This window comes from Saccharopolyspora phatthalungensis, from assembly GCF_014203395.1.
Taxonomy (GTDB): domain Bacteria; phylum Actinomycetota; class Actinomycetes; order Mycobacteriales; family Pseudonocardiaceae; genus Saccharopolyspora; species Saccharopolyspora phatthalungensis.
The window spans coordinates 1,265,879-1,287,258 of record NZ_JACHIW010000001.1 but is presented as its reverse complement, the minus strand read 5'-3'; the positions used below and the strand labels follow the sequence as shown (position 1 = coordinate 1,287,258).

General features: G+C 69.2%; 20 protein-coding genes and 1 riboswitch. Of the genes, 14 read left to right on the top strand and 6 right to left on the bottom strand.

The window, feature by feature from the left end; translation table 11 throughout:
- Positions 1-259: 259 nt before the first annotated feature.
- From BJ970_RS05695 to BJ970_RS05675, 5 genes are all read right to left on the bottom strand, one after another.
- Positions 260-652: an Imm1 family immunity protein gene (locus BJ970_RS05695; RefSeq protein ID WP_184724677.1), complete on the bottom strand. Its 393-nt coding sequence runs from the start codon at positions 650-652 to the stop codon at positions 260-262.
- On the bottom strand, positions 652-840 hold the full coding sequence (locus tag BJ970_RS39875; RefSeq protein ID WP_184724675.1) for a DddA-like double-stranded DNA deaminase toxin: 189 nt from the start codon (positions 838-840) through the stop codon (positions 652-654). The genes BJ970_RS05695 and BJ970_RS39875 overlap by 1 nt, the downstream gene beginning before the upstream one ends.
- A 74-nt stretch (positions 841-914) precedes the next feature.
- Complete coding sequence (locus tag BJ970_RS05685) at positions 915-1,415, bottom strand: hypothetical protein (RefSeq protein WP_184724673.1); 501 nt, start codon at positions 1,413-1,415, stop codon at positions 915-917.
- Positions 1,416-1,425: 10 nt separating this feature from the next.
- Positions 1,426-1,686: a hypothetical protein gene (locus BJ970_RS05680; RefSeq protein ID WP_184724671.1), complete on the bottom strand. Its 261-nt coding sequence runs from the start codon at positions 1,684-1,686 to the stop codon at positions 1,426-1,428.
- A 119-nt stretch (positions 1,687-1,805) separates the two neighbouring features.
- A complete protein-coding gene (locus BJ970_RS05675; RefSeq protein WP_221467561.1) occupies positions 1,806-3,260 on the bottom strand; it encodes a dolichyl-phosphate-mannose--protein mannosyltransferase in 1,455 nt (484 codons plus the stop codon).
- Positions 3,261-3,485: 225 nt separating this feature from the next.
- On the opposite strand from BJ970_RS05675, the gene rsmI reads away from it, so the two are divergent.
- Positions 3,486-4,319, top strand: coding sequence for a 16S rRNA (cytidine(1402)-2'-O)-methyltransferase (gene rsmI, locus BJ970_RS05670; RefSeq protein WP_184724654.1), 834 nt, complete (start codon positions 3,486-3,488; stop codon positions 4,317-4,319).
- Positions 4,320-4,366: 47 nt separating this feature from the next.
- On the opposite strand, the gene BJ970_RS05665 is transcribed toward rsmI, so the two are convergent.
- Complete coding sequence (locus BJ970_RS05665; RefSeq protein WP_184724651.1) at positions 4,367-5,635, bottom strand: aminodeoxychorismate synthase component I; 1,269 nt, start codon at positions 5,633-5,635, stop codon at positions 4,367-4,369.
- Between the two features lie 213 nt (positions 5,636-5,848).
- Between BJ970_RS05665 and BJ970_RS05660 the strand changes: the two genes are divergently transcribed.
- The 13 genes from BJ970_RS05660 (at position 5,849) to BJ970_RS05600 (ending at position 21,333) form a co-directional block, all read left to right on the top strand.
- Positions 5,849-6,874 (top strand): glycoside hydrolase family 183 protein, encoded by a 1,026-nt coding sequence (locus BJ970_RS05660; protein WP_184724648.1) that lies wholly within the window; start codon positions 5,849-5,851, stop codon positions 6,872-6,874.
- A gap of 20 nt (positions 6,875-6,894) precedes the next feature.
- The gene (locus tag BJ970_RS05655) at positions 6,895-7,053 is read left to right on the top strand and encodes a hypothetical protein (RefSeq protein WP_184724645.1); all 159 of its coding nucleotides are present in this window, start codon (positions 6,895-6,897) and stop codon (positions 7,051-7,053) included.
- A 5-nt stretch (positions 7,054-7,058) separates the two neighbouring features.
- A complete protein-coding gene (gene metG / locus BJ970_RS05650; RefSeq protein ID WP_184724642.1) occupies positions 7,059-8,852 on the top strand; it encodes a methionine--tRNA ligase in 1,794 nt (597 codons plus the stop codon).
- Positions 8,853-8,930: 78 nt separating this feature from the next.
- A complete protein-coding gene (locus BJ970_RS05645; protein WP_184724640.1) occupies positions 8,931-9,767 on the top strand; it encodes a TatD family hydrolase in 837 nt (278 codons plus the stop codon).
- 211 nt (positions 9,768-9,978) lie between these two features.
- Complete coding sequence (locus BJ970_RS05640; protein ID WP_376774992.1) at positions 9,979-10,311, top strand: transglycosylase family protein; 333 nt, start codon at positions 9,979-9,981, stop codon at positions 10,309-10,311.
- A 585-nt stretch (positions 10,312-10,896) separates the two neighbouring features.
- Positions 10,897-12,393, top strand: coding sequence for a resuscitation-promoting factor (locus tag BJ970_RS05635; protein WP_184724634.1), 1,497 nt, complete (start codon positions 10,897-10,899; stop codon positions 12,391-12,393).
- A gap of 161 nt (positions 12,394-12,554) precedes the next feature.
- Positions 12,555-13,424, top strand: a complete 870-nt coding sequence (gene rsmA / locus BJ970_RS05630) for a 16S rRNA (adenine(1518)-N(6)/adenine(1519)-N(6))-dimethyltransferase RsmA (RefSeq protein WP_312864131.1) — start codon at positions 12,555-12,557, stop codon at positions 13,422-13,424.
- 174 nt (positions 13,425-13,598) lie between these two features.
- Positions 13,599-13,688, top strand: a riboswitch (SAM riboswitch).
- A gap of 259 nt (positions 13,689-13,947) precedes the next feature.
- Positions 13,948-14,967 carry a methionine ABC transporter ATP-binding protein gene (locus BJ970_RS05625; RefSeq protein WP_184724631.1) on the top strand — a complete coding sequence of 340 codons (1,020 nt, stop codon included), beginning with the start codon at positions 13,948-13,950 and terminating at the stop codon, positions 14,965-14,967.
- The gene (locus BJ970_RS05620) at positions 14,964-15,647 is read left to right on the top strand and encodes an ABC transporter permease subunit (protein WP_184724628.1); all 684 of its coding nucleotides are present in this window, start codon (positions 14,964-14,966) and stop codon (positions 15,645-15,647) included. The genes BJ970_RS05625 and BJ970_RS05620 overlap by 4 nt, the downstream gene beginning before the upstream one ends.
- 109 nt (positions 15,648-15,756) lie before the next feature.
- Positions 15,757-16,563, top strand: a complete 807-nt coding sequence (locus tag BJ970_RS05615; protein ID WP_184724618.1) for a MetQ/NlpA family ABC transporter substrate-binding protein — start codon at positions 15,757-15,759, stop codon at positions 16,561-16,563.
- A 195-nt stretch (positions 16,564-16,758) separates the two neighbouring features.
- A complete protein-coding gene (locus BJ970_RS05610; protein WP_512700280.1) occupies positions 16,759-17,724 on the top strand; it encodes a 4-(cytidine 5'-diphospho)-2-C-methyl-D-erythritol kinase in 966 nt (321 codons plus the stop codon).
- A gap of 82 nt (positions 17,725-17,806) precedes the next feature.
- Complete coding sequence (locus BJ970_RS05605; protein ID WP_184724615.1) at positions 17,807-19,588, top strand: ABC-F family ATP-binding cassette domain-containing protein; 1,782 nt, start codon at positions 17,807-17,809, stop codon at positions 19,586-19,588.
- Between the two features lie 86 nt (positions 19,589-19,674).
- Positions 19,675-21,333 carry a fatty acyl-AMP ligase gene (locus BJ970_RS05600; RefSeq protein WP_184724611.1) on the top strand — a complete coding sequence of 553 codons (1,659 nt, stop codon included), beginning with the start codon at positions 19,675-19,677 and terminating at the stop codon, positions 21,331-21,333.
- Positions 21,334-21,380: the final 47 nt, after the last annotated feature.

The following is a 21,380-nucleotide window of genomic DNA, read 5'->3' as shown; positions in this document are numbered from 1 at the left end:
GCGACACAAGCTGATTGGCTAGCGTCGCTGTGCGGGCAGTCCCTCAGGTCCGAGTCAGCGAGCACGACGGCGGACTGAAATGCGTCGGCTACGAGGTGCTTCACCGCTACGGGAATGTCTCCGTCGCAGCGGGGGCGTTGAATGGCCGCCGTTGAGAGCACACCGCAGGCCACCGTCAATGTGGCGGCAGCACACTAAAGGCCAACCGCCCCGACCTCGACCCCGCAGCTCGACCGCACCCGCGAGCTGATGATCAACCTTACCTGGGCACCCACTCAATGCAGGTGGGGCGCTGGCCTGTGACCAGGAACTCCCGCAGCCCGGCTAGCGCCCGGTCCGCCGGGAGCTCCAGGCCGGTGCCCAGTTGGGAGTGGTGCCCGCCTAGCCAGTAATCCACCGGGTCCTTGTTTGCACCGTCGGCGGGACCGTAGGTGCCCGAACCGCCCCACCAGGTGATCACGCCACGGTCTCCGTTCAGCCCGACCGTCAGCCGGGGAGCTTGGCTACTCGACAGGTCAACATAGAACGCCCACGCCTGCCCGGGGCGCTTGCCGTTCGCCTGCTTGACCAACTCGATCACCTCGGCGCTGTCGGTCACCGCGGAAAGCTCCAGACCGCCGTCAGCCAGCAGTTCTGCAACGGCGCTGCACATTACGTCCCTCGCCCCCTGTAGGTGTGGCGGAATGGCTGGTTGTTCTGGTCGGTCCCGTAGACCGTCAAGCTATACCCTTCCGGTAGGAACCGGTCGAGAACCCTATGGCAGGTATTAGGCAACCGGCGTTGGCGTTCGTATCCGCACGGCGTGTAGTTGATTGCGACCTCTTTGCTGCCGTGTATCACGCATCATCGCGGCCAACTTCAGCTCCACGTGACCGTCCAGCCATTCCGACGGCACACCCACTTCGTCCAGCCCTTCACGCACCTTCCCCGACCACACGGGATCGCGCCCTGAATGCATCTGGGGGGAAGAGTTTGTCCCCCAGTCGAGCCACGCCCACGGTCCTTTCGTTGTTGTTCGGCGTGACCCGCTTCGGTAGCTGCTCGATAAGCCCAGCCGCTTCCGGAGGGTAGGCATCGCCATGGAAATTACTGATCGGCTTTGATTCGGCCGGTGGCATGCCGCCTGCTCCGGTCGGTGTCGGGGCCTCGGCCGAACCGAGTTGCTTTTGGTATTGCTCGATCCGGCGTTGCACCGCCCCCAACTGCTCCCGCACCACGTACATCGCTTCCGACGTGACACCTTGGCTCGCAAGGACTTCCTGGGCGTCCGGATCATTGGTGCCATACAGGCACCCCGCCAGCATTTCGCCGCGTTCTTCCCAACGATCCTTGGCTGTGGAAAGTCCGTCGCGAGCCTCGTCGATCTTGCCGACCGCCGTGCGGAGTGCCTGTAAGACATCCTCCAGCGCGCTCACCACCGGAAGCCTACAAGCGACCGGCGTAGCTTTCGGACGTTTCGATGCTGGCGCTGATCGTTCCTTGCAACTCGGTTGTCGACTGGGCGGCTTGCGCTAGCAAGCCCGATGCCTGCAGGATCTCGTCCTGAGTCGTGCCGTGTGTGGCGGTACCTAAAGTCTTCTGGGCTTCGCCCAGGACGTGAACAACGTGCTGTAGCGCAGCGATGCCTTCCCGTGCCTTTTCATTCGCAAGCGCAATTTCCATCCGAACTTCCTCGACGCCAGCCATTTTCGGTTGTCCCTTCAATTGTCCTGAATGGACGATAAACGGCGGTCCTGGTAGCGCCTGGTTCCGCTGGGAGCCACGTGCCTGCCCGGCCGTTTTGGCTGGTACTGCTCGGCGCGGGCTTAGCGCCAGGACGGTAGCCAGAGTTCGGCCTGCCAGTGTTCCTGGGTGATCGGTTCGCCGTTGAGGATCGGCCACAGCCACACGAAGTTCGCCACCACGAGCCCCACGTAAAGCGCCACCGCGAGCAGCCCGGTCCGGCGCCGCTCGAAGTGGTCCCGCGCCGTGCCCAGGACCTCGCCCAGCACCAGCACGATGCCCAAGATCAGGAACGGTGCCAGCGGCGTCGCGTAGAAGTAGTACATCTGCCGGTCCAGGTTCGTGAACCACGGCAGATAGCCCGCGCCGTAGCCGACCAGGACCGCGGCATAGCGCCAGTCCATCCTGCTGGTCGCGCGCCAGACCGCCCAGCCCGCGACGGGCAGCGCCAACCACCACATCGCCGGGGTGCCGATCAGCATCGTCGCCTCGACGCAGCTGGACCGGCCGCAGCCCGGCATGCCCGACTCGTAGTAGTAGAGCATCGGGCGCATGCCCATCGGCCATGCCCACGGCTTCGACTCCCACGGGTGCGGGATTTTCGGCGTGACCAGGTGAGTGTGGAATTCCAGCACGTTCAACTGGTAGTACAGCAACGAGCGCACCGTGTCGGGCAGGAAAGCCCACCCGACCTTGTCGGAGATGAGCGCCGCGTGCCGATCGGTCGCGGTCTCGCTGGCGAACCAGCCCGTCCAGGTCGCGAAGTACACCAGCACCGGGATCGCCACCAGCGACCACAACGCCGGGGCCGCGTCGCGTACCAGCGCACCGCGCCAGGGGCGCCGGACCCCCGCCGACCGCCGCGCCAGCGCATCCCAGACTACGCTGAGCAGGCCGAACGCCATGACGTAGTAGATGCCGTTCCACTTCACGCCGCAGGCCAGCCCGAGCATCAGCCCGGCGCCACACCGCCACCAGCGGAAACCCAGCCGTGGGCCCCAACTGCTCGCGTCCAACCGCCCGTCGGCGCAGACCTGCCACATCCGGCTGCGCACCTGATCACGGTCCACCAGCAGGCAGGCGAACGCGGCCAGCAGGAACATCGCCTGGAAGATGTCAAGCATCCCGACCCGGGCCTGCACGTGGCTGAGGCCGTCGCAGATCAGCAGCACACCGGCGAGCGCGCCCAGCAACGTGGACCTGGTCATGCGGCGGGCGATCCGGACGATGAGCAGCACCATCACCGTGCCGGACAGAGCGGCCATGATCCGCCAGCCCCACGGGTTGTAGCCGAGCAGCCATTCGCCGATCGCGATCAGCTGCTTGCCGACCGGCGGGTGCGCGACCAGCTCGTAGCCGGGGTTGTCCTCGTAGCCGCCGTTGCGAAGCATCTGCCACGCCTGCGGCACGTAATGCTTCTCGTCGAAGACCGGTGTGCCTTCGTTGGTGGCGCGACCGAGGTCCCAAAGCCGCACCAGGCCGGCGACCAGGGTGATCACGATCGTGACCAACCAGCTGCGCAGTCGGTCCGCGGGCATGGTCACATCGAGCAGCGACCGCGGATCGCTCTCGCCCGGTTGCCGAGCCGATGGCGTGCGGCCGACGGGGACGAGTTCGTCGGAGCTGCGGCCACCGGGGTTGGGGACGAGGACGCTCACAGCCCTCGATCGTAGGAGACCACCTGTGAAGTCGCGTTATGCAGGTGGCCCGGCAGCACTGGGCGGGCCACACCTCGAACGGCCGCGGAAATACGCTGTGCAGTTATGGACTCCGGCACGCTACTGCTCGCCGCCACCCCGCTCGGTGACGCTCGTGACGCCTCGGCACGCCTCGTCGACGCACTCGGCTCGGCCGACGTCATAGCCGCCGAGGACACCAGGCGGGTGCGCGCGCTGGCCGCCGCGCTCGGCGTCACGCCCGGCGGCAAGGTGGTCAGCTACTACGAGGCCGTCGAGTCGTCGCGGACACCCGCGCTGTTGGACGCCCTGCGCGAGGGGCGCACCGTGCTGCTGGTCACCGACGCCGGGATGCCGAGCGTGTCCGACCCCGGATACCGGCTGGTGTCGGCCTGCGTCTCCGAGCAGTTGCCGGTCACCTGCCTGCCGGGGCCTTCTGCGGTGACCACCGCGCTGGCGGTGTCCGGACTGCCTTCGGACCGGTTCTGCTTCGAGGGGTTCCCGCCCCGCAAACCGGGGGAACGGCGTCGCTGGTTCGGCCGGTTGGTCGCGGAGGAGCGCACTTGCGTGTTCTTCGAAGCGCCGCACCGTCTCGCGGACACGCTGGCCGATGCCGTCTCGGTGCTGGGTGGCGAGCGGCGGGCGGCGGTCTGTCGCGAGCTGACCAAGACCTACGAGGAGGTCCGCCGCGACAGCCTCGCGGAGCTCGCCGCTTGGGCTGCTGAAGGAGTGCGCGGCGAGATCACCGTGGTGCTCGGCGGAGCCGAGCCGACGGCGGCCGATCCGGCGGAGCTGGTGGCGCAGGTGGAGGAGCGCGCCGCCGAAGGCCTGCGGCTCAAGGACGCGGTAGCGGAGGTTGCGGAGCTCGCAGGCGTGCGGAAGAAGGAGCTGTACGACGCCGTCCTCGCCGCGCGCCGGTAGGGCTCCGGAGATCGCGATTTCAATCGATTTCGCCGGAAACCGGCGGTTCACCCGTCGAGGAGGGACAGCACCGGGGCGGCTTTGGTGAGCACTTCCTGCCATTCCCGTTCCGGATCGGAGTCCGCGGTGATCCCGCCCCCGACGCCCAGGTGCAGCACGCCGTCGGCGTATTCCAGGGTGCGGATGGCCACGTTGAGCTCCAGGCCCGCAACGGGCGAGACCATGCCGACCGCGCCGCAGTAGACATCGCGCGGCTGCGACTCCAGCTCCGCGATCACTTCCAGCGCCCGCGCCTTCGGCGCGCCGGTCACCGACGCCGGCGGGAAGGCCGCGGCCAGCAGCGCCGAATTCGGCAGGTCCGGGGGGATCTCCGCGCGCACGTCCGACACCAGGTGCCACACGCCGGGGTGGGGCTGCACGTCCAGTAGCCGAGGCACCGTCACACCGCCGACCTCGGCGACCTGCCCGAGATCGTTGCGCGCCATGTCCACGATCATCACGTTTTCCGCGATGTCCTTCGTGGACGAGCGCAGCAACTCGGCATTGCCGTCGTCCTGCGGCCCGCGGCGCGGGAGCGTGCCCTTGATCGGGCTGGAGTGCACCACCCGGCCTCGCCGGGCCAGGAACAACTCCGGCGACAACGACGCCACCGCGCCCCACGCCCCGGCCACGTACGCCGCCCGAGCAGGCCGGAACCGTGCACTACCGGCGGCGAAGACCTCCAGCGGATCGCCCCGGAACGGTACCGCGAACCGGCTGCAGATGTTGGCCTGGAAGATCTCGCCCGCGGCGATCTCCTCCACGCAACCGCGCACGGCTTTGCAATGCTGGTCGGCGTCCGGTCTGCCGACCGGACCCGCCTGCCCTGCCGCCTGCGGCGGATCGCTTGCGGCGACCACCTCGGCGAGTTCCGCGACCAGGCGCGGTTCTGCGGCGCCCAGCGCCTCGAACCACCACTGCCCGTGCGCGTCGCGGCGCAGCACGTGGTCGGCCCAGCCCCACGCGGCGAGGGGGAGCCGTCGGGATTGCGTGTGCCGTGCGGGATCGGTGAGGCCGTAGCCGAGGTAGCCGATCCAGCCGCCGCCGACCTGGCCCGGCTCCGCCTCGATCGGCGGCGTGTCCAGGGTGGTGAAGGCCCGCTCGGGCGGGGTGGCGGCGATCCGCACGGACGGCGCGAGGACGGCGGAGCCGCCGAACCAGTCCCCGGTGAACGCCGCAGGCGGCGGTAGGCCGCGTTGGCGTGCGCGAGCCGCGAGGCGGCGCAGCACCTGCGCTGCGCTCGCTTCGCCGTCAATCGGATGGGCGAGGACTGGCACGCCGACAGTATGCCCACGCGGGATCCCGGGTTCGGCGCCTCGGCCAGGCGTTCTCGCTGTTCGGCGGCCTGTCGGCCAGCAGCTGTGACATCAGCCGCACCGGCCCCGATCGACTGCCTGCCGCGGCTCCCGTGGCCCGCCGTTCGCACTGGTCACGGGCGACTATCCGGGCGAACGTGGTTTCCTCGGGCGTTGTTTCCGTACGGTGGCGGCATGGTGCGTGTGAGCGGTGCGACCAGGATCGCAAGGATCACCGGCGAGGACTCCTGCAACCGCACGGCGAGCCGGTACGGCATCCACGCGACGGATCTCGGGATCTTGTGGGATGACGGCCGGGGCGGGGTGCTGGCGGCGTTCGGCGATACCTACGGCGACGGTTGGGGTGGGCACGGCGGCGGTCCGCCGCACGCCGACTGGCGGTACAACGTGATCGCGCGGTCCACCAACACCGATCTCGATGCGGGACTGAAGTTCGATTCGGTCCTGGAGCGCGAGGACGGCATGGCCGGACAGGTGCTGCCAGGCGACCGCACCGGGACGCCGGAGCACACCGTGATCCCGACCGCGGGAATCGCGGTCGGTGACCGCAACTACCTGCACTACATGTCGGTTCGGCATTGGGGGACGCCTGGTGTGTGGCACACCAACTACGGCGCGCTCGCCTACTCCGACGACGGCGGGCGCAGCTGGACGAAGTCGGAGACCGCGGTGTGGCCGAACCGGCGACAGGGCTGGCTGAGCCGGTTCCGCCGACGCGACCAAGGCGGACATCCGTTCCAGATGATCGGTTTCGCGGGTGTGGTGGACCGCCGGGTGTACCTGCTCGGCACGCCGAGCGGTCGGTTCGGCGCCGGACACCTCGCCCGCGTCGGCGCCGACGACCTGCTCGAACCGGCGGCCTACGAGTACTGGACCGGATCCGGCTGGGGCAGCGACCCGTTCGCGGCCGCGCCGGTGCTGCGAGAGCCGGTGGCAGAGCTTTCGGTGCAGTACAACCGCCACTTCGACCGGTGGTTCGCGGTGCACCTCGACGAACACCGGGCGGCGATCGTGTTGCGCACCGCGCCGGAACTCACTGGGCCGTGGACCGACGGCGAGATCGTGGTGTCCGGCGCCGAATACCCCGCGCTCTACGGCGGTTTCCAGCATCCGTGGGCCGCGGACCGACCGGCGATCTACTTCACCCTGACCCAATGGGGCCCGTACAACGTGGACTTCTTACGGGCCGATCTGGCGTGACCGACGCCACGCCGGGTCGGATGCTGGTCACTCCTGCACTGGCGGCTACCCGCGCGCGAAACGCGATCGACATCCTGCGCCAGGACGTTTGCCCGCAGGACTGCTCCGGACGCCTCGTGGTGGCCATCGCCTCGAACCAGAACCCGTTCGAGGTCACGCCCCCTGGAAACGTAGGCTAAGCACCATGAGTGCCTCTGTGTTGACCGCTGTGGCCTGGCCCTATGCGAACGGCCCGCGGCACATCGGCCACGTATCCGGCTTCGGTGTGCCCTCGGACGTCTTCTCGCGCTACCAGCGAATGGCGGGCAATCAGGTGCTCATGGTGTCCGGCACCGACGAGCACGGCACCCCGATCTCGGTGCAGGCCGAGAAGGAGGGCCTGACCACCCGCCAGCTCGCGGACAAGTACAACCGGGTGATCACCGAGGACCTGCAGGGCCTCGGCCTGTCCTACGACCTGTTCACCCGCACCACTACGGGCAACCACTACGAGGTCGTTCAGCAGATCTTCCTGGCGTTGCACCGCAACGGCTACGTCGTGCCGAAGACCACCACCGGCGCGATCAGCCCGTCCACCGGCCGCACGCTGCCCGACCGCTACATCGAGGGCACCTGCCCGATCTGCGGTTACGACGGCGCGCGCGGCGACCAGTGCGACAACTGCGGCAACCAGCTCGATCCGGCCGACCTGATCAATCCGGTGTCGCGCATCAACGGGGAGAAGCCGGAGTTCGTCGAAACCGAACACCTGTTCCTGGATCTGCCCGCGTTCACCGAGTCGCTGGGCAAGTGGCTGTCCACCCGCACCGACTGGCGGCCCAACGTCCTGAAGTTCACCCAGAACCTGGTCGAGGACATGCGACCGCGGGCGATCAGCCGGGACCTGGACTGGGGCGTGCCGATCCCGCTGGACGGCTGGCGCGACCAGCCGATGAAGCGGTTCTACGTCTGGTTCGACGCGGTGATCGGCTACTTCTCGGCCAGCGTCGAGTGGGCCCGCCGGATCGGGCGGCCCGACGCCTGGCGGCAGTGGTGGACCGACCCGGCCGCCAAGGGCTTCTACTTCATGGGCAAGGACAACATCACCTTCCACGCCCAGATCTGGCCGGCGCTGCTGATGGGCCACAACGGCCAGGGCGACCGGGGCGGCGAGGTCGGCCCTTACGGTGAGTTGAACCTGCCCGGCGAGATCGTCTCCAGCGAGTTCCTCACGATGAGCGGGTCGAAGTTCTCCACCTCCCGCGGCACGGTGATCTACGTGCGGGACTTCCTGCGCGAGTTCGGCCCGGACACCCTGCGGTACTTCATCTCGGTGGCCGGTCCGGAGAACCAGGACACCGACTTCACCTGGGAGGAGTTCGTCCGGCGCACCAACTTCGAGCTGGCCAACGAGTGGGGCAACCTGGTCAACCGGTCCATCTCGATGGCCGCGAAGAACAATGGTGCGGTGCCCGCGCCGACCGCGCCGCAGGCCGCCGATGCGGAGCTGAAAGCGTTGTCCCGCAACGCTTTTGACACCGTCGGCGGGCACCTGCAGCGGTCCCGGTTCCGGGCCGGCGCGCAGGAGGCCATGCGGGTTGTATCGGCAGCGAACAAGTACTTGTCCGACCAGGAGCCGTGGAAGCTCAAGGACGACCCGGATCGGCGGGACGCCGTGCTGCACACGGCGTTGCAGGTCGTCTCCGACGCCAACACGCTGCTCACCCCGTTCCTGCCGCACTCGGCGCAGAAGGTGCATGAACTGCTCGGCGGCACCGGGGTCTGGGCGGCCCAGCCGGAGATCCGCGAGGTGTCCGATCTGGATGACCCGAGCATCGAGTACCCGGTGCTGATGGGCGACTACGCCGCCGAGCGGGCGACGTGGCGTTCCACCGAGATCGAGGTCGGGCGGCCGCTGCGGAAGCCGACGCCGCTGTTCGCCAAGCTCGACCCGAAGCTCGGCGAGACCGGCCCCGAATGGGCTCCGATCGAGGGCTGACTGCCGAGATGTGTTGCGATGCAATGGAAATCCGCACGTCGATTTCCATTGAGATCGCCCGAGCACGGGGGAGGTGCGATGAGCAAGCGCGATAAGAATCGGGAGTTGCCGCCGCCGGTGCCGGAGGCGCTGCCCGCATCGGCCGTCGACGCACACACCCACCTCGACGCGTGCGGCGCGAAGACGCCGGACGAGGTGCGTGCCGTCGTGGATCGCGCGCAGGCCGCCGGGGTCGGCCGGGTGGTGACCGTCGCCGACGACATCGCGTCCGCGCAGTGGGCGGTCGAGGCGTCCACTTGGGACGACCGGGTGTTCGCCGCGGTGGCGCTGCACCCCACCCGGACCAAGGACTTTGACGACGCCGACCGGCGGGTGCTGGAACAGCTCGTCGAACACCCGCGGGTGGTCGCGGTCGGTGAGACCGGGCTCGACTACTACTGGGACTTCTCGCCGCCGGAGCCGCAGCAGGAGGCCTTCCGCTGGCACATCGACCTGGCCAAGCGCTCCGGCAAGCCGCTGATGATCCACGACCGCGAGGCGCACCAGGACATCCTGCGGATCCTGGCCGAGGAAGGCGCTCCGCAAACCGTGGTCTTCCACTGCTTCTCCGGGGACGCCGAGTTCGCCCGGGCCTGCGTGGACGCCGGCTACATTCTGTCCTTCGCCGGGACCGCGACCTTCCGCAACGCCAAGGGCCTCCGGGAGGCCGCGCAGCTGGTGCCGGTGGAGCAGCTGGTGGTGGAAACCGACGCGCCGTTCCTGACCCCGCACCCGTTCCGCGGGCGGCCGAACGAGCCGTACTGCGTCAATTACACACTTCGGAATCTTGCCCAACTCCGTGGAATGACACTCGAAGAACTGGTGGTAGCGACCACTGCCACTGCCGAGCGAGTATTTCGCCTCGATCAGGCGTAACCCGCCCCCTCTCTTTCTCACGCCCCGTTTTTTGCTATCGCGCGCTGAACCGTGCCCGCTTGCAGTCCGCGACGCCGTCCTTACCGTCCACTGTGGAAGCCGGGATGGGGACACACCCCGTAACTCCGCCCGCTGGACGGAGGTCCTTCTGCCCGGACGAACGGCAGTCAGGATTGCGATGAAGTTCGGTTTGTTCGCGAAGGCGACGGTAGTGACGGCCATTGTGATCTGCGGTGGTGCACCGGTGGTGGTGGCGTCCCCGAGTGCTGGAGTAGCACCGACCTCCCGCGCCGCGGGCGTCTGGGACCTGCTCGCCAGGTGCGAGTCCGGCGGCAACTGGGCCGCCAACACCGGCAACGGCTACTACGGCGGCCTGCAGTTCAACCCTCGCACCTGGGCCGCCCACGGCGGCAACCGGTTCAGCCGGTACCCGCACCGCGCATCGCGGGAGCAGCAGATCGCCATCGCCGAGTCGCTGCGTTCGGCCCGCAGCGGCTTCGGCGCCTGGCCCGGGTGCGCCCGCAGGCTGGGATTGCCGCGATGAGGTGATCAACTCGTGCCTCGGTGCGGATCCCACGGGAGAGGGGCGGGGCGAGCCCGGTCCGAGCGCGTTGCGTGCTCGGACCGGACTCGTGTCCGGGCCCGCATCCGCTGGCATCGGCGTGAAAACAGACGGTGTCGGGGACGTGTGATATGTCACCAAGCCCGCCGAAGGCCCAGTTAACGGCCGCCGTTGGTACCTCCAAACGGACGAAAATCGGGCGACCTTGCTTACCGGTAGTGCTCGGTTGCTCGGCAAATCGGCGTAACGCAGATCACAAGCCCGAATGGGGTTCTTGGCTGCATCCGTTGATCACGCTAGAGTCTCGGCCTCGTAACCGATGACAACCAGTCATGGGGAACGCCCGTTAGTCTCGCCGGTGTACGTCGGGGAAGCGGGCCACGAGCAAAGACGCTCGCGGTCGGCTAGGGACGGCGCTTGGCTACGGGAGTCGGATACAGACACGAAGCACGAAGGTTGTGTGCCCGCAAGGAGCGAGGGAGTTGAGCGACGACATGGTCTCGCCCGACACCGCCCGCGTTCCGCGATACGTGAGCACGACTTCCGCCTTCGGGAGGTAACGACCCTGTGAACGGACGCGGCGAGCCCAGCCATCCCGGCCATGCCCATCGGTCGGACGACGGCTACTGGGCCGAATCCTTCGACGCGGCAACGGACTGGTTCACCCCGGTGCAAGTTGCCGAGCCCCGCACCGCCGTCGGTCTCCTGGAACGCCCGGGCCAGCAGAGCTACCCGGCCGACGACCACCCCAGCTTCCCGCCCGGTTCGCTTGAGATCACCCCGGCGGACATCTACGAGGTGCTCGGCCCGGACGCCGAGGACATGCTCGCCACCGCCGAGATCGATGTCGACGAGGTCATCCGGCTGATCAACGCCGAGACCACGGTGCTGCCGCCGCTGGTCATCCCGGACGCGTTGCCGGAGGCCGAGGAGAGCGACGCCCCGCCGGTGGAGCTCGCCGAGGCGATCACCACCTGGAAGCAGCGGTTCCTCAAGGGCGCGGTGGCCGGTGTGCTGCTCACCCTCACCGGCACCGGCGGCGCGGCAGCCGCGATGGACAAGTCGGTGACCGTCGAGGTCGACGGGCACGAGCACACGATCAGCACCTACGAGGGCACCGTCGGCGAAGTGCTCGCCGATGAGGGCATCACCGTCGGCCAGCACGACGCGCTCAGCCCCACGCCGCAGGCCAAGGTCAGCGACGGCGACACGATCACCCTCGACCGCGGGCGGCTGCTGAAGCTGACCGTCGACGGCGAGCACCGCGAGGAGTGGGTCCGCTCGGTCACGGTCGACCAGGCGCTGCGTCAGCTCGGCGTACCGGCCGACGGCGCCTCAGTCTCGGCCGACCGCACGATGGCCGTGCCCGAGCAGGGCATGGACCTGGTCGTCAAGACCCGCAAGAACATCACCATCATCGACGGGGCGAATGCGCCCCGGCAGCTGACCACCACCGCCGTCAACATCGACGAGCTGGCCCAGGAGCAGCAGCTCAAGCTCGGCCCCGACGACACCATCACGCCCGGTGGCGATCAGCGGCTGGTCAGCGGCGCCGAGGTGCGCATCGACCGCACCGGCAGCACGGTGATCAACATGACGCTGCCGGTCCCGCCGCCGGTGCAGGAGATCGTCGACAACACGATGTTCAAGGGCGATGAGCGGGTCGATTTCCCGGGCGTGCCCGGCGAGAAGATCGTGTTCACCCGGGTCACCACCCGCAATGGCGAGGAGACCGGCCGGGAATCCGTCGGCGAGCGGATCACCAAGCAAGCCCAGCCCAAGGTCGTTCGGGTCGGCGGCAAACAGCGGCCGACCGACGGGATCTGGGACAAGCTGGCGCAGTGCGAGGCGACCGGTAACTGGGCGATGAACAGCGGCAACGGCTACTACGGCGGCCTGCAGTTCGACAAGTCGACCTGGAATGCCTTCGGCGGCGACCAGTACGCGCCGTACCCGCACCAGGCCAGCCGCGAGCAGCAGATCGCGGTCGCGGAGAAGGTCCGGGCCTCCCGCGGTGGGGGCTACGGCGCCTGGCCGAGCTGCTCGTCCAAGCTCGGCCTCTGACGGGCACCCGACCGCCCGTTCCGCGGCGAACGCCACCCACGGGTGAAGAAGTTCCAGGTGAGGGGCCCGCTTGACCAGGCGACTCGGTCAAGTGTGCCCCTCCTGCTTCGCCTGACCGGGGCGCGGAACTGGCGGGTGCGGGCCGCGGGTAGTTTTTCGGTGTGGACGACCAGCAGGCGACGCTGCTCGGCCCGGCCGATGTGCGTCGGCTGGCCGAGGAACTCGACATCCGGCCGACGAAGAAGCTCGGCCAGAACTTCGTGCATGACCCGAACACGGTGCGCCGGATCGTGGCCGCGGCGTCGGTCACGCCGGATGATGTCGTCCTGGAGGTCGGTCCCGGCCTGGGCTCACTGACGCTCGCCCTCCTTCCCGCCTCCGGCGCAGTGACCGCCGTCGAGATCGATCCGGTGCTTGCGGCGCGGCTGCCGCGCACCGCCGCCGAGTTCGCCCCGGCGTTGGCCGAGCGGCTTACCGTGCTCCGAGCTGACGCCCTGCGGGTCCGCGCCGAGGACTTCCCGGAACCGCCGACCGCGCTGGTCGCGAACCTGCCCTACAACGTTGCCGTTCCGGTGGTGCTGCATCTGCTGGCCGAGTTACCGAGCATGGAACACGGCCTGGTCATGGTGCAATCCGAGGTGGCCGACCGGATGGCCGCCAGGCCGGGCAGCCGGGTCTACGGCGTGCCGAGCGCCAAGGCCGCGTGGTTCGCCGATGTGCGCCGCGCCGGTCCCGTGCCGCGCAAGGTGTTCTGGCCGGTGCCCAATGTGGACTCCGGCCTCGTGTCGTTGCGCCGCACCGAACCGCCGTCGACCGCGCCGCGCCAGGAGGTCTTCCGCGTGGTGGATGCGGCGTTCGCCCAGCGGCGCAAGACATTGCGCGCGGCGCTGTCGGGCTGGGCCGGGTCCGCTGCGCACGCGGAGAGCGTTCTGCGGGCGGCCGGGGTGGATCCGGCGGCGCGCGGCGAACAGTTGGAGATCGGCGATTTCGCGCGCATCGCCGAAGCCGCGGCTACCGAGCGCGGTCGCTGAACCACCCGCCTGGCGGCTTGTCAACCGGAATCGCATTACTACGCGGAGTCACGACAACACCTGGTATGTCGAGAAAATTCCCGCTCGTCCAGCTGTGTGATTTGGCAAACGATTTCGGAAAGTGACGACTATCAACTTGCGCTCGAATCCGCCAGTGGGGTCTACTATTCGAGAAATCCATCCCGAGCGGCCGAGAGACCTGGCTCCGCGAAGCCGCAGCAACCACCCGATGCGGGCAGGTGCTAACGCCAGGACCGATGGAGTTGTTGTGGAGTCCAACGCGCTGTTAGCCGACCCGCCTGCGGGCGAGGCCCCTGGGGGCCAGAACAGAGCTCAGCTGGCTCGATCCCGGCAAGCCCACATCCGGAGGCTGCTGACGCAGCGTCGCGTCATCGACCACGGGCGGCGCACCACCACCGCCTGTCGTCGCGAGATGTGACCCAGCCTTCCTCCGTTTCCGAAGTTCCTTGGCCTGTCGCCGTTCTGACGTGCGCGGCCGTCGCGAGCCGATGTGGAGCCGATCGTGATCACAGTTGAGAACCTGACCAAGTCCTTCCAGCACAACAACGGAACCGTCCGCGCCCTCGACGGCGTGTCGATGGACGTCCCGGCCGGTGCGGTGTGCGGCGTGGTCGGCCCGAGCGGGGCCGGCAAGTCCACCCTGGCTCGCTGCATCGCTCTGTTGGAGAAGCCAGACGGCGGCGCTATCCGCGTCGACGACACCGACCTGGTTTCCCTTGACGGCAAGGCCCTCCGCGCTGCTCGTCGGCAGATTGGCGTTGTGCCGCAAGGTGATTCGCTGCTGCGGCAGCGCACGGCCGCGGGTAACGTGGCGCTGCCGCTGGAAGCGGCCGGGCTCACCGGCCCGCAGCGGCGCAGCCGCGTCGGCGAACTGCTGGATCTGGTGGGCCTGACCGACAAGGCCGCTGTCTACCCCGACCAGCTCTCCGGCGGGCAGCGCCAGCGCGTCGCCGTGGCGCGTGCGCTGGCCGCCAAGCCGTCGGTGCTGCTGGCCGACGAGCCGACCTCGGCGCTCGACCCGGGCACCACCGACTCGGTGCTCACCGTGCTGGACCGCGCCCGCGCCGAACTGGGCGTCACCGTGCTGGTCGTCACCCACGACATGGCGGTCGTGCGCAAGCTCGCCGACGACGTTGCGGTGCTGGAGAACGGCCGGGTGGTCGAGCACGGCAAGGTCCTCGACCTGGTCGCCGAGCCCGGCAGCCGGGTGGGCGCCGCACTGCTGCCCGACACCGACCAGGCCGAGCCGCTCAGGCCGACCAACGGTCGGCATGACGTCGTCGCCGAGGTCGTGCTGGTCGGCTTCGCCGCGGTCGGCGCGCTGCTGCCGGAAGCTTCCAGCCGGTTCGGGGTCGAGTTGGCAATCCTGGGCGGCGGGCTGACCCGGCTGGGGGACACGCCGGTGGCGAAGTTCAGGGTCGGCCTGACCGGCGAGCGCGCCGAGGCGGCCCTGAAGTGGATGATCGAGCGGGACGCGCATGTGCGACGCGCCCCGGTTTGCGTTGACGGAGCTGCCGCGTGAGCGATGTGACCCCCTGGTCGGAGGTCCTTGAAATACTTGGTGAAGCGACGATCGACACGCTCTACATGGTGTTGGTGTCGACCCTGCTGGCAGTCCTCGGCGGCCTGCCCCTGGGCGTGCTGCTGCACTCGGCCTCGCCGGTCGGCCTGAGCCCGAAGCCCGTGCTGTACCGGGTGCTCGGCGTGGTCGTCGACGTGGTGCGTTCGGTGCCGTTCGTCGTGCTGCTGGTGGTGCTGGCGTCCTTCACCCGGCTGTTGATCGGCACGTCGATCGGCAGCACTGCCGTGATCGTGCCGCTGACCATCGGTGCCATCCCGTTCTTCGCGCGGCTGACGCAGAACGCGTTGCGCGAGGTCAGCTTCACCGTGGTCGAAGCCGCGATCACCACCGGATCGAGTCGGCCGCGGATCGTGTGGACGGTGTTGCTCGGCGAGGCGCGGGCCGCGCTGGTCGGTGCCGTCGGCGTCACCGCAGTGGCGCTGATCGGCTACGCCGCGATGGCCGGCGCGATCGGCGGCGGCGGGCTGGGTACGACCGCGATCCAGGACGGCTACCAGGGCTATGACGACCGGATCCTGTGGGGATCGGTGGTCGTGCTCGGGGTGCTGGCCTTCGCCATGCAGCTGATCACCGACCGCACCGCGAAGATCGTCGACCGCCGGCGCATCGCCACGAACTAGCGATCAGAGGCGGTGGTGGTCGTTTCCGGCGACCACCACCGCCGCCCACCTCAATTCCACGGCCCTGTCCAAGGGCCCGTTTCACCCTGTCCAGAAAGGACGAATCCTGATGCGTTTGCGCTTTGCCGCCCTGCTGGCCGCTGCCGGTCTGGCGCTGGCCGCGTGCGGCGGCAGCTCGGCCGCCGAAGACCCGAACGCGCCGCTGCGGATCGGCGTCAGCCCGACCCCGCATGGCGAGATCCTGCAGTACGTCAAGGACAACTTGGCCCAACAGGCCGGGATCGGTATCGAAATCGAAAAGTTCGACGACTACATCCGGCCGAACGAGGCCGTCGCGCACGGGGAGCTGGACGCGAACTACTTCCAGCACCAGCCCTATCTGGACGAGTACCGCAAGCAGCGTGGCGGCGACTTCGCCTGGGTCCAGGCCGTGCACCTGGAGCCGCTCGCGGTGTACTCCAAGCAGGTCAAGTCGCTGCAGGAGATCCCGAACGGCGCGACGGTCACGCTGTCCAACGATCCGGCGAACCAGTACCGCGGGCTAAAGCTGCTGGAGCAGGGCGGCCTGCTCAAGCTCAAGCCGGAGGCCGCGGTGGGCACCCGGCTGGCCGCGGCGGTCGCCGAGAACCCCAAGAACATCCAGCTCAGGGACCTTTCGCCGGACCAGCTGCCGCGTTCGGTGGATGACGCCGCGGCGGCGGTGGTCAACGGCAACTACGCGATCAAGGCGAACCTGCAGAACCCGATCGCCGTGGAGAGCCCGGATCACAACCCGTACGCCAACGGTCTGGTGACCACCCCGGCGCTGGCGAAGGACCCGCGAATCCAGAAGCTCGCCGAGCTGCTCCGCTCGCAACAGGTCAAGGACTTCATCAACCAGAAGTACGGCGGCGTCGCGGTGATCCCGGCGTCCTGACCGGAGTTACGCGCGACAGCGCCCACCCGTGACCGACCGGTCACGGGTGGGCATCCATAAGTCGGGATCCCGGAGCGCCGGCGGCGCCTGAGCGGTTCCTACCCGCGCCTACGCAAACCACTTTTGAACACTCTCCAGTAGAGCTGTGTGCAGGGAAGTCGGCGGTGGGCTTTCGCGGACACGTACGCTCTAAGAGTGCTCTCCGTGGTTCCTACCCCGATCACCGTTCGCGTCCCGGCCAAGGTGAACCTGCACCTGTCGGTCGGTGACCCCCGCCCGGACGGCTACCACGAGCTGGTCACCATCTTCCAGGCGCTGTCGATGACCGATGAGGTCACCGTGCTCGTCGCCGAGGAACCGGGCATTGACGTGCACGGCGACGGCGCGGACTCGGTGCCCACCGGCCCCAGCAATCTGGCGTGGAAGGCAGTGCAGCTGCTCGCCGAGCACAGCGGCCGGGATCCGGAGGAACCCGGGGTGCGGCTGTCGATCAACAAGGGCATCCCGGTCGCCGGCGGGATGGCCGGGGGCAGCGCCGACGCGGCCGCGGCCTTGCTCGCGCTGAACCACCTGTGGCGGCTGGAGCTGGGCCGCGACGAGCTCAGCGAGATCGCCGGGCGGTTGGGCAGCGACGTCCCGTTCTCGTTGCAGGGCGGCACCGCGTTGGGCACCGGTCGCGGCGAGCGGCTCGTGCCGGTGCTGGCGCGGCACACCTTCCATTGGGTGATCGCGCTGGACCGGCGAGGTTTGGGTACGCCCGGCGTCTACACCGAACTCGACCGGCTGCGAGCGGAGTCGAAGCCGAACCGGGTTGGCGAGGTCGAACCGCTGCTGGAGGCACTGGCGACCGGCGACCCGCGGCAGCTCGCCCTGCTTCTAGGCAATGACCTCCAGGCCGCCGCGGTGTCGCTGCGGCCCGGCCTGCGGCGGACCTTGCGCGCGGGGGTGCAGGCGGGCGCGCTGGCGGGGATCGTGTCCGGATCGGGCCCTACCTGTGCCTTCCTCTGCACCGACGCGGACGCCGCCGTGCGTGTGGCGGCCGAGCTCTCTGGCGCGGGAGTGTGTCGCACGGTCCGCGTCGCGCATGGCCCGGTGCCCGGCGCGCGGATCGTCTCCGAGGACCGTGCCGACCGCCCCACCCCGCCCCAGGTCCACGCCTGAGGGCCGCCGATTTCACTGGAAACCGCGGGCAGCGTCCGGCCCGTGACCACGCCACGCAGTTGATGGAGTAGACGAACGCCCGATGGTGAACCTGGTCAATCTGGAATCGGTCAGCAAGAGCTACGGCGTGCGTCCGCTGCTGGACGGCGTTTCGCTGGGTGTCTCGGCGGGCGAGCGCATCGGCGTCGTCGGGCTCAACGGTGGGGGCAAGACGACGCTGCTGGAGGTGCTCTCCGGTCTCACCGAGCCGGACAGCGGCCGGGTCAGCCAGAGTCGCGATCTGCGGATGGCGGTGGTCACCCAGCGCACCGAGCTTGCCGCGGACTCGACCGTGCGCAACGCGGTCCTCGACCCGCACGGTTTCAGCGCCGAGCACGAATGGGCCGCCGACCCGCGGGTGCGGTCGGTGCTCACCGGCCTCGGCATGACCCGGCTCGGCCTGGACACCCCGGTCACCGATTTTTCCGGCGGCGAGCGCCGCCGCGTCGCGTTGGCCGCCGCGCTGGTGCGCGACCTCGACCTGCTGGTGCTCGACGAACCGACCAACCACCTCGACGTCGAGGGCGTGCGCTGGCTGGCCGACCACCTGCTGGAGCGCAAGTGCGCGCTGGTGATCGTCACCCACGACCGCTGGTTCCTGGACACCGTCTGCAACCGCACCTGGGAGGTCGTCCAGGGGAGCGTGGAGCAGTACGAGGGCGGCTACGCGGACTGGGTCTTCGCCCGTGCCGAACGGGCCCGCATCGCGCAGCAGGCCGAGGAGAAGCGGCAGAACCTCGCGCGCAAGGAACTCGCGTGGCTGCAGCGCGGCGCGAAGGCGCGAACCTCGAAGCCTCGGTACCGGATGGAGGCCGCCGAGGCGCTGATCTCCGATGTGCCGGCGCCGCGCGACACCGTCGAGCTGGTCGCGTTCGCCAAGCGGCGGCTCGGCAAGACGGTGCTGGAGCTGGAGGACGTCGACCTGCGGATCGCGGACCGCACGCTGCTGGACGACGTCACCTGGCGGCTCGGCCCGGGCGACCGGCTCGGCCTGGTAGGCGTCAACGGCTCCGGCAAGACCACCCTGCTGAAGCTGCTCGCCGGTGAGCGCGAACCGGATGCGGGCAAGCGCGTCGAGGGCAAGACGGTACGGCTGGCGCACCTGACCCAGGAACTGCACGACCTGCCCGGGCATTGGCGGGTGCTGGAGGCGATCGAGAACGTCGCCGAGCGGGTCACCCTGGGCAAGTACGAGCTGTCCGCCTCCCAGCTCGGCGAACGCTTCGGGTTCGGCAAGGGGCGGCAGTGGACGCCGGTCGAGGACCTCTCCGGCGGCGAGCGCCGTCGCTTGCAGCTGGCGCGGCTGCTGATGGCCGAACCGAACGTGCTGATCCTCGACGAGCCCACCAACGACCTCGACATCGACACGCTCCAGCAGCTCGAAGACCTGTTGGACAGCTGGCCGGGCACATTGGTGGTCGTTTCTCACGACCGCTACCTGGTGGAGCGGGTGTGCGACAGCGTGCACGCGTTGTTCGGCGACGGTCGGCTCACGCACCTGCCGGGCGGCATCGACGAGTACTTGCAGCGCCGGCAGTCGCTGCTGTCGGCCGCCGAAGGCAGCGTCGGCAAACAGGCGACCGATGCGGCGAAGCCGCGAGGGCTCTCCGGCGCGGAGGAGCACGCAGCGCGCAAGGAGCTGGCGCGTTGCGAGCGGCAGCTCGACAAGCTCGCGGAACGCGAGAAGGGGCTGCACGAGAAGCTGGCCGCGGCGGCGACAGCGCCGGAGCGGCTGGCGGAGCTGCATGCGCAGCTGCGCGCGCTGCACCAGGAGAAGGACGAGGTTGAAACCCGCTGGATGGAGCTCGCCGACCAACTCGGGTGACCCGAGCAGGTGTTACTCCTGGCTAGAACCGGCACGCGTCCCGCTTTCCCTGTGCGCGAGATCACGGGGCTCGTAAGCTTCGTCACATGAGTCGGTTCGTGGAGACATTGGTGGCCTCCGCCCGAGAGAACTCCGGGGAGCAGGCGCGGGGGCTAACGACGGGTGAGCCCGAACAGCCCCGGTTCCGGACGTGGGCCGAGGTGCACGCCGAGGCACGGCGGATAGCCGGGGCGTTGGGCCACGATCTCGGTCCCGGTCGCGTCGTCGCGATCCTCGCCGCCGATCCGGGCGTTATCGCGCCCGCGGTGCAGGGCGTGTGGCTCGGCGGCGGCAGCGTGACCATGCTGCATCAGCCCACGCAGCGCACCGATCTCGCGCACTGGGCCGAAGACACCGTTCGGGTGCTCAAGATGATCGGCGCCCGGCTGGTGCTGCTGGGCGCTCCGTTCGAGCAACTGGCCGAGGTGCTGGAAGAAAACGCGATCGTGTACCGGAATCTGGCTGAGCTCACCTCCGGCGACGCCGAGCCGCTCCCCGAGCCGGTCGCGGTCGGCGAGGACGCGACCGCCCTGCTGCAGCTGACCAGCGGCTCCACCGCAGACCCGAAGGCGGTGCGGATCACGCACGGCAACCTCTACGCCAACCTGCAGGCGATGATCACCACCGCCGAACTCGATCCCGCGCGCGATACCGCGGTGTCCTGGCTGCCGTTGTTCCACGACATGGGGATGGTCGGTTGCCTGACGGTGCCGATGGCCATCGGGATGTCGGCGGTCAAGGCCACCCCGGCGGACTTCCTGGCCCGGCCGCTGCTGTGGCCCGAGCTCATCAGCCGGTACCGGGCGACCGTGACCGCCGCACCGAACTTCGCCTACGCGATCGTCGGCCGCCGGATGGCCCGCGCCGACGACGGCGCCTTCGACCTGTCGAGCCTGCGGTTCACGCTCAACGGCGCCGAGCCCATCGATCCGGCGGCGACGCAGGGCTTCATCGACGCGGGCGCCCGGTTCGGGCTCAGCCCGGACTGCATGGTGTGTGCCTTCGGGATGGCCGAGGCCACGCTGGCGGTGTCGTTCGCGCCCCTGGGGCGCGGGCTGGAGGTCGACGTCGTCGACGCCGAGGCGCTGGAACAGCGGCGGCGGGCCGAGCCGGTGCCGCCGGATGCCGAGCATGCACGGCGTTTCGCGCTTTTGGGTGCTCCGCTGCCGGGGTTGGAGGTCGACGTCGTCGACGACGCGGGCCGGCAGTTGGGGGAGCGGCAGGTCGGGCGGCTGCGGATCCGGGGCGCGGCGGTGACGCCTGGCTACCTCACCGTCGACGGCCCGTTGTCCACACAGGACGAGGCGGGTTGGCTGGACACCGGCGACGAGGGCTACGTGGTCGACGAGCAGGTGGTGATCTGCGGGCGGCGCAAGGACGTGATCATCATGGGCGGCCGCAACATCTACCCGGTGGACATCGAGCGGGCCGCCTGCCAGGTCGAGGGAGTGCGCGCGGGCAACGCCGCGGCGGTCCGGCAGGACGCCGGGAGTCGGCGGGAGCGGTTCGCGGTGGTGTTGGAGTCGCGCCTGGCCGGCGACGTGGTCGCGGAGAAGGCCCTGTGCAAGGAGGTCACGGCCCGCATCGTCGATGCCGTCGGGGTGCGCCCCTCGGCGGTTGTCGTGCTGCAACCGGGCAGTCTGCCCAAGACGCCCTCGGGAAAGCTCAGACGAGCCGCCACCGCCGCCCTGGTTCCGGCCAACTGACCCTTGTGGATGGTCGGGGCGTGCCGCACCTGTGCGAGCGGGCGATC

Excerpts from the sequence above, each read along its gene's own strand:
- BJ970_RS05695 (WP_184724677.1), bottom strand. The coding sequence starts at position 652 with ATGTGCAGCGCCGTTGCAGAACTGCTGGCTGACGGCGGTCTGGAGCTT.
- BJ970_RS05680 (WP_184724671.1), bottom strand. The coding sequence starts at position 1,686 with ATGGCTGGCGTCGAGGAAGTTCGGATGGAAATTGCGCTTGCGAATGAA.
- BJ970_RS05675 (WP_221467561.1), bottom strand. The coding sequence starts at position 3,260 with ATGCCCGCGGACCGACTGCGCAGCTGGTTGGTCACGATCGTGATCACC.
- rsmI (WP_184724654.1), top strand. The coding sequence starts at position 3,486 with ATGGACTCCGGCACGCTACTGCTCGCCGCCACCCCGCTCGGTGACGCT.
- BJ970_RS05660 (WP_184724648.1), top strand. The coding sequence starts at position 5,849 with ATGGTGCGTGTGAGCGGTGCGACCAGGATCGCAAGGATCACCGGCGAG.
- BJ970_RS05655 (WP_184724645.1), top strand. The coding sequence starts at position 6,895 with ATGCTGGTCACTCCTGCACTGGCGGCTACCCGCGCGCGAAACGCGATC.
- metG (WP_184724642.1), top strand. The coding sequence starts at position 7,059 with ATGAGTGCCTCTGTGTTGACCGCTGTGGCCTGGCCCTATGCGAACGGC.
- BJ970_RS05645 (WP_184724640.1), top strand. The coding sequence starts at position 8,931 with ATGAGCAAGCGCGATAAGAATCGGGAGTTGCCGCCGCCGGTGCCGGAG.
- BJ970_RS05615 (WP_184724618.1), top strand. The coding sequence starts at position 15,757 with ATGCGTTTGCGCTTTGCCGCCCTGCTGGCCGCTGCCGGTCTGGCGCTG.
- BJ970_RS05605 (WP_184724615.1), top strand. The coding sequence starts at position 17,807 with ATGGTGAACCTGGTCAATCTGGAATCGGTCAGCAAGAGCTACGGCGTG.
- BJ970_RS05600 (WP_184724611.1), top strand. The coding sequence starts at position 19,675 with ATGAGTCGGTTCGTGGAGACATTGGTGGCCTCCGCCCGAGAGAACTCC.